Here is an 11,118-nt window from a genome sequence, read left to right as displayed (position 1 = left end):
ATATATGAAAGCGCTTTCTTAGCTTAGATATAAAAAGCTCGGATGAACCGAGCTATCCTTTAAGCATCTAAAAGATGAACCTTAATTTCTATTTTTAATGATAATCTCAATCGTCATCATAAACACGTTCACCATGGATTTTGATGTACTCTTCATGAAGTAGTTCTTCTTCATCCCACAAGGGATCCTCTACAGGTTTCATACTTTTCAGTTCCTCCACACTGATATCAGTTGCTTGATCGTAGGTTAGTGATAAGACGTCCTTGTGCAACTCCTTAAAAGTCTCTACATCAATCCAGGTCTCTTTGTCATCCTCACTAATCTGCCCATCAATAGCAGAAGCCACCTCGACTGCCATGATATACATAGCACGTTTATCAACCATTAAAATGTCCGTATGTGTCGTAGCAATCCTAAGATTTTCTCCACGCTTTCTCCCATCCGTAATAAAATCATTTTCAAATTCCAACTGAATATTTTCATCAGAATACGAATTCCAAGGATTGCTCTTGTCGTATGGTATATGATTCCATCGTTTATCATTAAACCGCCATTTATCAAATTGAACTCCAAAAAAGAAATCGTCTTGTAGCATCTCATCATCACCCACATTAGAAGTAGTAATCAAATGGCCATTCCATTCTTTAAACCACATTTTCCAAACAAGCTCTCTTGTCGTGAAGGTTATTTTTTTAGCATAATTGCCTTTGATGTATAGTCGCATATTGTTCACCTAGTTTCCGTAATAATTTCGACAACCCTTAAAAATCCTATTGATTATCTCTTCCTTTGTACTTGTATCAAGATTTTTTAGTCGGCTATTAGTACGACTGCTTGGCTCTCAATCTACACGTAGGTTCACTTTTCGATTTCCTACTCTACTTCATCTATCCACCACTCGGGCTTCAAATTGAGCGGGTTTATCGTCAATATTAGTGATAGTGATATTATACGGTTTACTTTTAGTAACATCAAAGATTTTTTTATTAGTATAATTAACTACAATTCCATCTTTCTCCAGGTGAATATTTTTTTGATTATTAGATAGTTTTTTAGCATTCGTTTCACCATTTTCATAAAATGATTGAGAGATATACTGTTCCTTAACATAATAGTAAATTCTAGAATTTTTTTCGCTCCAAACTTCAATACCTGTTAATTTGATTTTTTTATCATCGTTCTTTTTTAAAATCAACTCAGAACTATATTCCAGTTGGTCTGCATTAGGATGCACTCCAAGCTCTATGCTTTGACCAGGCTGCAAAGTGAATTTACCGTAATTCAAAACTGCTTGAACATACCATATAAGAAACAAACTATATAATAACGCAATAATAATCCGTGATTTCCTGCTTTTAAAATGACGGAAAAGCAATACTAGAGAAGTAATAAAAACTATTGAAGTTATCATTCTTTATTCTCCTTCTTGTATGCATCAATTCCATCTTTTTCCTCAAACCACATCCTTTTCGCTAGTTCCAAGTAATCAAACGGAATTTCTTTGGTATAATCGCCTTTAAGGTATAGTCTCACTCATCTTCCTCATCGTCATAAACACGTTCACCATGGATTTTGATGTATTCTTCACGTTTCCGATCCAATTCTTCCCAGATAGGATCGTCAATAGCGTCAATAGTTTGAATTTCTTCCAAACTCATCTCATTTGCTTCATCAAAGGTCAGAGATAAGATATCTTGGTGTTTTTCCTCGAATTCCTTAATTGTTAGCCATGTTTTCTTATCATCTTCACTAATTTGTCCATTAAAGATTGTGGCAATCTCAATGGCCATGATATAGAACGCTCTTTTATCAAGAGTGAGCAGTTCAAGATGGGTAGAGGCCAAACGTAAACTGTCTCCATTTTCGCGAAAATCTGTTACATAAGCATCTTCATAATCTAAATTCAAATATTCATCAATTTGTGAATAAAAACGATATTTTATCCCTTCTTGAATAGGTACTTCAGACCAGCGCTCATCACATTCTTGCTTATTTAGTTTGAGATGAGTGGCCAAATCGTTATCTTCCACTATTTCAGGATATCCAGAATAGGAAAGAGAGAGAGCTTTGTCTCTATAAGATTCAAACCACATCCTTTTCGCTAGTTCTAAGTAATCAAACGGAATTTCTTTAGTATAATCGCCTTTGATATATAGTCTCATAAATCTGAGATATCGCCTCCATGTGCTAGTATGTATTCTTTTCGACGAGTAGCTTCTTCCTCCCAAAGAGGATCGTCTACAACATCCATCGTTTGAATTTCTGTCAAACTTAGTTCATTTGCTTCTTCAAAAGTTAGAGATAGAATAGCCTCATGTTTTCTTTTAAACTCCTCAATTGTCAACCAGCTAACCTTCCCATCCTCACTAATTTGACCATCAATCACCTTTGCAATCTCAAGCGCCATAATATACATGGCTCGTTTATCAACTGTCAAAACTTCCAGATGGCTGGTTAAAATTCGGAGACAGTCTCCCTTTTCGTTAAAATCTGTAGCAAATGCATCTTCAAAATTGATTTCAATACATTCCTCAATATGTGAAAAGAGACTTCGTACCCCTTCCTTTAAGGGGACACTAGACCATCTCTTATCCGCAGTACTTTTCCTCAATGATAAATTTGAGAAAAAATCTTCTTGTAGTTGCTCATTGTCTCCAGCATTTGAGTACGATACTTGCTTTTCTTCTGGAAACCACATTTTACCAGCAAGCTCTAGATAACCATAAGGTATCTTTTTTGTATAATCGCCTTTGATGTATATTTTCATTTTTCACTCCTTATTGCGTTAACCATTTAAAAGCTTTCCACATATTTTTGATAACTTCTTCTTTTGCTCCTTTACTAAGACCATTTAATTGAGATTGACTGTTAACCCAGTCTACAATATCCTGTCTACTTGAAATTCTTGAAACCTCGATATCTATGTCAAGACGATAACTTGATTTTCCACTCCCTGACTGAACTTGAATTTTGCGACTATGCGGCTCAGCATCTACACGAATGTTATCCACTTTTTTACCATTAACTCGTCCAGAAACCTTTTTCCCAAAAGTCTTACTCGTCGGTTTATTGGCCTGCCAGCTGTTATAGTTACTAGCTGCACTGAGGGTAACTCCTAAATTCGCTGTATCAATTTCATAAAGAGTTCTAGCAACTGACAAAGTCCCATCTACAACTAGGCCTTCTGCAGTAATATACCCTGCTTCTACAGCTGCTGCTGCTACTAGCGCCGAGCCACCTCCAGTTAGTGGAGCCCACTCCAAAGCAAAAGCTGCTCCTAGAGAAGTACCAGCATAAATACCAAGACCAGCTAAAATTTCTACTACTCCCTTAGCCAAGTCAACAGAATTAGCTTCAAAATTTTCTTGAATAAGTTCTTGGTATTTTTCATTGACCATTCTCGTATAAGCACTATCATACTTTCCATTTTTTAGTACAGAAAAGTTATCATCTTTTTGATAATGACGATCCTTATAAGCTCTAAAATCAAAAATATCAATTATATTGCCTTCATTGTCAATCTTTAGAGTATGGTTATAATCATCAACAATCTTATCCCATTCTGAACGCGGTTTCCCCTTTAACTTTTCCTTGAGTTGACTACGATAATAGGCATCCCCTTCATCCGATAGCATCATATTCCGAGAAGCTTCTTGAATCAATCGTTCTTTAGGCTCTAGATATTTTTTCTTCGAAATAGTCTGAATCTCTTGAGCCTTCATCTTAGTAGACCAACTCATATCTATGCCATCAGTAGAGTAATTACCCTCACTGTCTACCAATACCTGACTAAGCTGCGTCGCTCCTTGGATAGCTAAACCCAAAACCTGCAGACTATCTGTGAAATACTGGGACACCTGATCCACAAACCATTCCAGTTTGTCTATTTTTTCTTGAATTTCTCGAATACCGATATTTAGTTGAGTTTCAACTTCCATTAAAGCAGATGTCTGAGATAAAAGGTCTCCCAACTTACCTGTCAGCAGAGCTCCTGCATTACGGAAAAAATCTTGATTATCTGCAATCTGCTTTTCTACTTTTGCCAGTTGCTCATTTTTTATTTTCAGCTGTTCCTTCAGTAGATCCAAGTCCAATTCGCCATATCCAGCCACCTCGGAATCAGCACTTTTATAGGAAGCAAGCTCTCCCTGAATATCATCAATAGCCTCTTGCAGCTTCTTGATAGCCGGGATGATAATATCAGTAAATAAGCCTTTCCCCGCTGTGTAAGCCGCTCCCTGCAACTCACCCGAATCCAAAGAGGCAATCAGATGGTCGCAACCACTAGATAGACGATCGGTCACCTGATTGGCTACTTGAAGGTTGCTGGTCATCGCTTGGATAAGCTGGGCTGAATCTGCTGCACTATATTTTACTCCCATGGCAAACTATTCCTTTCTTTGGTCAGTTTTTCTCGCTCTTCTTCCATAGTCTTTCTTGTTTGACGACTGAGCTTTCCAAGTTCATCCATCTGAACATCCACATAGTTCTTAACCTGTCGGTTAAGATACTGAGTTTCTGATAAATCACGACTGAGGGCAGCAGAACTTTGAGGGTGCTCATAAAGTAGATGTTCCATTCGGGTCGTCAAGTATTGGAAATCCGTCGCAAAATTCGCCAGGGAAATCTCGTATTGACGTTTCATAGTCATAAATTCGTCTTCTTTTTGGTCAACTTTGAGAATTTTTTCATAAAGTGCCTGACGTTCTTTTTCGCTTTTATCCGCCTTCATCTCAACTCTCCCAGCGCTTGGCTTCCTCAATATCTCGTTTCTCAATTTTTGCAGCAATTTCTGGAAATTTATTGGCCTGAGTCAGAACAGCAGAGCTGAAGTCACCGACAGCCTGCAGCATTTGATTGCAGGCCTGACGGCCAGCTTCCATCCCAGCAATCCCTGTTGTATAGGAAAATTCGACTTGTTGATTTTGTGCATTACTAGTATCAACTCCAACGAGCTCGCTGATAGCAGAGCCAGCTGAAATGGCGCTTGATTTAATTTGTCCCATTGTTGCTTCTCCTTTTGGAATTTATGGTTTCACATTGCCAGAATTTGCTTCATCTATAGCTTGCTTAATGGTATTGGCATAGAGAGTCCCCCCCTCAATGATAGACTCTGAGTTCGAGCCAAAGTGGACATAGTCTGTCCCTTCCCAAATCTGCGGATTTTCGATAGCAGTTTGATGCCAGTCAGCCACAAAGACATAGTCGTACTTTTTGGCTAATTCCAGTTCATACTCCCGCTGCTGGGCTAAAACACCGCCCTCTGAGCGACCGTCATAAGGAGTCACGAGAATCAGTTGATGACCCTTAGGTAGGCTGGAAACATATTCATCCAAAAGTTCATTCGAGTAACCAGACGAATTGGTCCCGAGAGCTAGGACAACCTGCTTCTTCAGCACCCTATTAGCAATATCTGTCTTGTAGACCTCCAAGCCTGTGCTCAAACTGCGACTAACAACCGTGTCTAGCTCGATTCCTGGCAAGATCTGCTGCAATTGTTCGCTTGAGCGTAGGGCAACCGAGTCACCAATCATGGTAATCCCGTCCGCCACATTGTACTCTGTCGCCTTGGACTGATCAACCTGACTGCGAGTTGTCTGCATCTTAGTGTCGGCTTGATTCAGAGCATTGACAATCAAACTCTCCTCAAAAGCTCCGACATTTGGTGCTGTCACCGAGATAAAGAACATAATCAAAGTCAGCGGAATCATGCTGTAAAAGATTGGTCTGGTAAGAGACGATAGGTCCATCTTGGTGCCCATGATAACCGGCTGACGACCAGCCAGAGTTGGCTCCAAGATATAGAAAGACAAGGCTGCAAAAGTAAGAGACAGCAACGTGGTCAAGAGAACAGCCAAGCCATTCCCCATCAGCTGGGTAAAAATAATATAGAATGGCCAGTGGAAGAGATAAACACCATAGCTAGTATCCGCGATAAAGTTGATAAGGCTAGGTTCCTTCACATCAGGGAGCTTATCATGCAGCATCCTGGCAGCCAAAATCATCAGACAGGCCAAAATAGTCGAAGTCAAGAATCCTACCAGGTAGGTCCAAAGATTGTCAAACTTGAGTAGGAAGCTGAGCAAAAGCAAAACAGCTGCGCTGCCCCCCATAATTCCTAACACTTGCTTAAGAGTCAGCTTCTCCTCCAGCATCTTAAAGCGACTGCTGACATGGCCGACGCCAGATAAGGTTGCTAGGATGCTTCCTGCAAAGAAAGGAAAGACGTGGGTCAAACTTGAGAAATAAATATCAGAGAAATTCTTAGTGGTCAAAGCGCCAGCAAACATTGATACAAAGCTGACTAAAAAGAGACCTGCAGAAACCAGCGCAATCATACCGCGATAGCGGGCTGTTGACTTGGCAACCTTGCCCAAGCCCCAAGCTGCCAATCCCCACAGAACATAATAGTGCACTTCTAAAGCCAGACTCCAAGTGTGAATCAAGATGTGCGGCACAAACTGACTCTCATAACTGCCACCTGAGAGCATTTCATAAAAGTTGGTCACAAAGCCCAAAGCAGCCGCAATCTGCGTCCCAATCCCAGCCACAAAATCCTTACGGATTAAGAAAGTAAAGGGCATAACGACCAAAATCATAAAGACCAGAGGCGGCACAATCCGATAAAAACGCCGTTTGAAAAAGCCTTGGATATCGATTTCTTTCTTCTTGGCAAACTCGTCAATAAGCAGAGCGGTAATCAAGAAGCCAGAAAAGGTAAAGAAGATATCCACGCCAATAAAACCGCCAGGGAAAACGCCCTGGAAGTAATGATAAAGCAGAACTAGAAGCAGCCCCGTGATTCTGACGAGCGAAAACCATTTAATGCGCATTTTGATAAATTCCTTGTTTAAACGTTCCTTCATAAACGACATTGCCTTCTGTCGTTAGCTTTCCTTGTCCATCGGCCTGGCCCTTGCTGAAGTCCCCTTCATATTTCCAGCCAGCCTGCGAGGTAAAGGTCCCTTTGCCGTCAAAGATGCCATTGCGAAATTGACCGCTATAACTGTCCCCATTTTGAAAAGTCATAGTCCCCTGACCGTTCATCTTCCCGCGAACCAAGGTCCCGTCATACTTGATCTTGCCCTGATCCAGCGTTAAAATGCCCTTACCAGGAATCCCCGAAGTAAAGACCAGAATTGCTGACAGTACAATGACCGTTACAGCCAAGAGTTCTAAATTCTGCCGGGTCAGATAGACCTTGTATTTATCGTAAAATTCTTTTACCTTATCCATATTCCTATCCATCCAAACGCTCTAGCCACTTCTTGCAGCCAGCCAAGACCAAATCATAGGTTTGGTCAAAATCTCCTGTGTACCAAGGATCCGGCACACTTTCTTCTTCAAACTGATAAATTTTATGCTGAAAATCTTCAGGCGCCATCCGCTTCAAATCTCGGACATTGCTTTCATCCATACCAATGACGTAGTCAAAATCCGCAAAATCCGCTGCCGAAATCTGCTGAGAAGTCTTGTTTCTATCATAAGAAATGGCATATTTCTTAAAAATAGCCTGTGTTCCCCGATGAATGGGATTGCCGTGCTCCCAGCTTGAGGTTGCCCGGCTCTCGATTTTCAGATGGTCTGTTAAACTCTTCATGACAAACTCTGCCATCGGACTGCGGCAGATATTGCCCAAACATACAAATACAATTTTCTTCATAGAATACCTCGCTATCTATTATAACAAAATAATGGCAAAAACTAGTTCTGAATCGTTTACAGTTTCCTGATTCTCGTTGAAAACTGGCAAGCCCTGCCCCTCTCATGTCTGAAAATAGCAAAAAACCACCGTTTGGTGGCTTTTTGTAGGGAGATTATTTTTTAAAAAGAAAAAAGTTTTAGGAGTTAAGTTAATTTCTTAACTTGGTTATAGTATAATATCCATTCCTTAAAACTTCCTTAAAATAACTTAAACATTTTACTCTTAATTTTTACTTATTTATTGGGATAGTGGCATTCCAGCTGAGGCCAGCGTTTCTGCCAATTCTTCTTAGCCAAGCGTTGAGCATAGACACGCTGGCGCTCCTTATTTTCAAGAAAATGAGGAGTCGGTCTGACCTGAAAGTTTAAGATATCCTCCAAACCATAGGGAGCAAAAAGTTCCAGTTTATCATTTGCCAGCAAGCGCAGTCCGATAGCCGTGCAGCGCTCAGGATACTTACTCATGGCTTCGCAAGCATTTTTATAAGGTGCCGTTCCAGGACTATGGCGGTGCATATAGGCTTGATTTCTGAGCTCCCATCGATACTGTGGCCAGTCTGCCTTGAGCTTGGCTTCCAGCCCTATCGTCTCTGCCTCAGCATAAGTCGGATCAAAGAATATGACATCTACATCCGTCTCTGAGTCAAAACCTGGTCGCTCTGACAGCATATTCCAGATAAAATTCCTCACACATCCGGCCGCTAGCCAAGAATCCTTGAGCTCCAGACTGCGAATAATTTCCAAAATCGCTCGGATGTCTGGATCTTGACCTAGTCGGTCTAAAATCTCCTTTTCTGTCATCATTCCTTCATATACTCATATCCTAGATGCTCATAAGCTTTGCGAGTAGCCACGCGCCCAGTCCGTGTCCGCATGACAAAGCCTTTCTGAATCAGGTAAGGCTCATACATATCCTCTACTGTTTCACGCTCCTCAGCAATATTGACCGAGAGGGTACCCAGCCCCACTGGACCGCCACCGTAGACCTCAATCATAGTCTTCAAAATCTTCTGGTCCACGTAATCCAGACCTTCCTGGTCCACATCCAGCATGGAGAGAGCTTGGTCGGTTATCTTATCATCAATCAGGCCATTGCCCATAATCTGCGCATAGTCCCGCACCCGCTTGAGCAAACGGTTGGCAATCCGCGGTGTGCCTCGGCTACGCAGAGCCAGCTCCTTCGCAGCCTCGTGGGTAATATCCATCTCAAAAATTTCTGCCGTCCGCTCAACGATTTCAGTCAGGTCGCCAGCTTCATAATACTCCATGTGACCAGTAATTCCAAAGCGAGCCCGCAGAGGATTGGACAGCATGCCTGCCCGAGTGGTCGCCCCAATCAGAGTGAAAGGCGGTAAATCCAGATGGACGCTGCGACTGGTCTCGCCTGAGCCAATCATAATGTCGATGTAAAAGTCTTCCATAGCGCTGTACAGCACTTCCTCTACTGCCATTGGCAAGCGGTGAATCTCATCTATGAAGAGGACATCCCCCGGCTCAAGGTCATTTAAGATTGCAACCAAATCACCGGACTTTTCAATCACCGGACCTGAAGTTTGCTTGAGATTAACGCCTAGTTCATTGGCAATGACAAAGGCCATGGTCGTCTTCCCCAGACCCGGAGGGCCAAAAAGCAGGGTGTGGTCCAGCGCCTCATCCCTTAGCTTAGCCGCTTCAATAAAAATCTTCAGCTGGTTCTTGACCTTGTCCTGACCGATATACTCCTGTAAATACCGGGGACGCAAGGTGCGCTCCACTAATTCCTCATCGCCCATTAATTCATTATCTAAAATTCTACTCATAGAACTATTATAGCAGAAAATAAAGCCGAGGAAGCAAATCTAATTCGCGTCTGAACACAAAAAAAGACCACCGGATTGGGTGGCCTTTATGGGAGATTATTATGAAAAAGTTTAGGATTTCTATCAAATAAAGTTAGGAGGTCTTCATTTGATACTCATAGTATAATGGCCCTAACTTAAAGAAACCTTAACTTTGTATAACGTATCCTTTAAAATTTAACATTTGAGTTACAATCCGATAAACATCCTGTCTTATTCTAAAATTTGAGCAAAAAAAGACCACCGGATTGGGTGGCCTTTATGGGAGATTATTATGAAAAAGTTTAGGATTATCAAACAAAGTTAGGGGGCTTCATTTGATACTCATAGTATACTGCCCTTAGCTTAAGAAAAACTTAAAGTAAAATTCAGTTAGCAAAAAAAATTTTGCTTTTGATTGTGGAGGCTCTTTCCTTGCTTAAGATTAGCTACTGAAAACATAGTCGCTGAAAACTGGACAAAGAAAAACGGCAGAAGGAGGTACTGCCGTTTTCTGTGCTCTTTCGCGATTGTTTCTTTATAAAGTTGCTGGTACATCAGCAAAATACACTGTCCTGCTGGTAAAAATCTGACCGGCCTTGAGAATGACATCTGACTGCTGGCTACTGTGAATGGCATCCGGCAGGGCCTGAGCTTCCAGAGCCAAGCCATTATGCTGAATCATAGGCTGTCCGTCAAACCGAATAGAATCATTCACGCAATTCGCTGAATAAATCACTAGGCAGGGCGCCTGAGTCTCAATAGTCAGGCGGCGGCCCGATGCTGGATGATAGAGCGTACCTGCCTGGTTTCGGCTTGGGTTTAGATCAAAGGGATGATCCAAGCCAGATACCAGCTGGATTTGCTCGTCAGGCGCATCAAAAATTTCTTTAAGGGAAGCGCCCTTGGTCAGCTTCTTAACAAAGTCGCGCTCTGCATCAGCCTTTTTTTCAGGAAGGCCGTCAGCTGCGATAGGATAGACACCATCAGTATTGAGCTGCAGGATATGGTCATCAATGGGCTGATTGAAAAGACCAGACAGGTTGAAATAGCTGTGGTTGGTCGGATTGACCAAGGTATCCTGATCAGTCTGTACCTGATAAGAGATTTCCAGCTCGCCCTTCTCTGTCAGGGTATAGGAAACCCAGATTTTCAGATTGCCAGGAAAACCGCCAGTTCCGTCAGTCCGCTCGGTATAAAAGGTAAGTCCGTCATTACTGACTTCCTCTACTTCAAAAACGCTACTGTCCCAGCCGCTGGAGCCACTATGGTTGCAGTTTAAGCCATTATTGGCCTCTAGCTGAAAGATCTGACCATTCAGCTCAAAAGCTGCTCCGGCAATACGTCCGGCCACCGGACCAATACTGGCTCCATGCTTGGGACTGTTCCCAATATAGTCCTCAAACTGATCAAAGCCAACGACGATATTGTCAAAGTGATTATTTTTATCAGGAGTGACATACTTGATGACGGTTGCTCCGTAGTTCATGACTATCAGACGATAACCTAGATCGTTTTCAAAAGTATAAGCCAGAATCTCCTGACCGCCCAGCTTTCCAAAAATGGATTCTCGGTAAGATTTCATACCAAACCTCTT

The 11,118-nt window shown here is 41.9% G+C and carries 13 protein-coding genes; all 13 read right to left on the bottom strand.

What is annotated here, in order from left to right; translation table 11 throughout:
- Positions 1–106 precede the first annotated feature (106 nt).
- Positions 107–724, bottom strand: a complete 618-nt coding sequence (locus O3620_RS07600; protein ID WP_371601601.1) for a hypothetical protein — start codon at positions 722–724, stop codon at positions 107–109.
- 159 nt (positions 725–883) lie between these two features.
- Positions 884–1,411 (bottom strand): hypothetical protein, encoded by a 528-nt coding sequence (locus O3620_RS07595; RefSeq protein ID WP_371601600.1) that lies wholly within the window; start codon positions 1,409–1,411, stop codon positions 884–886.
- Positions 1,412–1,529: 118 nt separating this feature from the next.
- The gene (locus O3620_RS07590; protein ID WP_371601599.1) at positions 1,530–2,162 is read right to left on the bottom strand and encodes a hypothetical protein; all 633 of its coding nucleotides are present in this window, start codon (positions 2,160–2,162) and stop codon (positions 1,530–1,532) included.
- Positions 2,159–2,767 (bottom strand): hypothetical protein, encoded by a 609-nt coding sequence (locus tag O3620_RS07585; protein WP_371601598.1) that lies wholly within the window; start codon positions 2,765–2,767, stop codon positions 2,159–2,161. The genes O3620_RS07590 and O3620_RS07585 overlap by 4 nt, the downstream gene beginning before the upstream one ends.
- Positions 2,768–2,777: 10 nt before the next feature.
- Positions 2,778–4,382 (bottom strand): virulence protein, encoded by a 1,605-nt coding sequence (locus tag O3620_RS07580; protein ID WP_371601597.1) that lies wholly within the window; start codon positions 4,380–4,382, stop codon positions 2,778–2,780.
- The gene (locus O3620_RS07575; protein WP_002922755.1) at positions 4,373–4,732 is read right to left on the bottom strand and encodes a hypothetical protein; all 360 of its coding nucleotides are present in this window, start codon (positions 4,730–4,732) and stop codon (positions 4,373–4,375) included. Before O3620_RS07575 ends, O3620_RS07580 begins: the two co-directional genes overlap by 10 nt.
- Position 4,733: 1 nt before the next feature.
- Positions 4,734–5,006: a TIGR04197 family type VII secretion effector gene (locus O3620_RS07570; protein ID WP_371601596.1), complete on the bottom strand. Its 273-nt coding sequence runs from the start codon at positions 5,004–5,006 to the stop codon at positions 4,734–4,736.
- Between the two features lie 21 nt (positions 5,007–5,027).
- A complete protein-coding gene (locus O3620_RS07565; protein WP_371601673.1) occupies positions 5,028–6,833 on the bottom strand; it encodes an acyltransferase family protein in 1,806 nt (601 codons plus the stop codon).
- On the bottom strand, positions 6,823–7,248 hold the full coding sequence (locus O3620_RS07560) for an MORN repeat-containing protein (protein ID WP_002920480.1): 426 nt from the start codon (positions 7,246–7,248) through the stop codon (positions 6,823–6,825). Before O3620_RS07560 ends, O3620_RS07565 begins: the two co-directional genes overlap by 11 nt.
- Positions 7,241–7,663, bottom strand: coding sequence for a low molecular weight protein-tyrosine-phosphatase (locus tag O3620_RS07555; protein WP_002920481.1), 423 nt, complete (start codon positions 7,661–7,663; stop codon positions 7,241–7,243). The genes O3620_RS07560 and O3620_RS07555 overlap by 8 nt, the downstream gene beginning before the upstream one ends.
- Before the next feature lie 275 nt (positions 7,664–7,938).
- The gene (locus O3620_RS07550) at positions 7,939–8,508 is read right to left on the bottom strand and encodes a nucleotidyltransferase family protein (RefSeq protein WP_002911367.1); all 570 of its coding nucleotides are present in this window, start codon (positions 8,506–8,508) and stop codon (positions 7,939–7,941) included.
- Entirely contained in the window at positions 8,505–9,503 is a 999-nt protein-coding gene (gene ruvB / locus O3620_RS07545) for a Holliday junction branch migration DNA helicase RuvB (protein ID WP_002911366.1), read from the bottom strand. The genes O3620_RS07550 and ruvB overlap by 4 nt, the downstream gene beginning before the upstream one ends.
- A gap of 556 nt (positions 9,504–10,059) precedes the next feature.
- On the bottom strand, positions 10,060–11,106 hold the full coding sequence (locus O3620_RS07540) for an aldose epimerase family protein (protein ID WP_002911359.1): 1,047 nt from the start codon (positions 11,104–11,106) through the stop codon (positions 10,060–10,062).
- Positions 11,107–11,118: the final 12 nt, after the last annotated feature.

It is taken from the genome of Streptococcus sp. 27098_8_134 (genome assembly GCF_041431675.1).
In the GTDB taxonomy this organism is placed as follows: domain Bacteria; phylum Bacillota; class Bacilli; order Lactobacillales; family Streptococcaceae; genus Streptococcus; species Streptococcus sanguinis_R.
The sequence above is the reverse complement of the archived record's forward strand: the minus strand, read 5'-3'. Positions and strand labels throughout refer to the sequence as shown.

Excerpts from the sequence above, each read along its gene's own strand:
- O3620_RS07585 (WP_371601598.1), bottom strand. The coding sequence starts at position 2,767 with ATGAAAATATACATCAAAGGCGATTATACAAAAAAGATACCTTATGGT.
- O3620_RS07550 (WP_002911367.1), bottom strand. The coding sequence starts at position 8,508 with ATGATGACAGAAAAGGAGATTTTAGACCGACTAGGTCAAGATCCAGAC.
- O3620_RS07560 (WP_002920480.1), bottom strand. The coding sequence starts at position 7,248 with ATGGATAGGAATATGGATAAGGTAAAAGAATTTTACGATAAATACAAG.
- O3620_RS07555 (WP_002920481.1), bottom strand. The coding sequence starts at position 7,663 with ATGAAGAAAATTGTATTTGTATGTTTGGGCAATATCTGCCGCAGTCCG.
- O3620_RS07540 (WP_002911359.1), bottom strand. The coding sequence starts at position 11,106 with ATGAAATCTTACCGAGAATCCATTTTTGGAAAGCTGGGCGGTCAGGAG.
- O3620_RS07570 (WP_371601596.1), bottom strand. The coding sequence starts at position 5,006 with ATGGGACAAATTAAATCAAGCGCCATTTCAGCTGGCTCTGCTATCAGC.
- O3620_RS07595 (WP_371601600.1), bottom strand. The coding sequence starts at position 1,411 with ATGATAACTTCAATAGTTTTTATTACTTCTCTAGTATTGCTTTTCCGT.
- O3620_RS07600 (WP_371601601.1), bottom strand. The coding sequence starts at position 724 with ATGCGACTATACATCAAAGGCAATTATGCTAAAAAAATAACCTTCACG.
- ruvB (WP_002911366.1), bottom strand. The coding sequence starts at position 9,503 with ATGAGTAGAATTTTAGATAATGAATTAATGGGCGATGAGGAATTAGTG.
- O3620_RS07590 (WP_371601599.1), bottom strand. The coding sequence starts at position 2,162 with ATGAGACTATATATCAAAGGCGATTATACTAAAGAAATTCCGTTTGAT.
- O3620_RS07575 (WP_002922755.1), bottom strand. The coding sequence starts at position 4,732 with ATGAAGGCGGATAAAAGCGAAAAAGAACGTCAGGCACTTTATGAAAAA.
- O3620_RS07565 (WP_371601673.1), bottom strand. The coding sequence starts at position 6,833 with ATGCGCATTAAATGGTTTTCGCTCGTCAGAATCACGGGGCTGCTTCTA.
- O3620_RS07580 (WP_371601597.1), bottom strand. The coding sequence starts at position 4,382 with ATGGGAGTAAAATATAGTGCAGCAGATTCAGCCCAGCTTATCCAAGCG.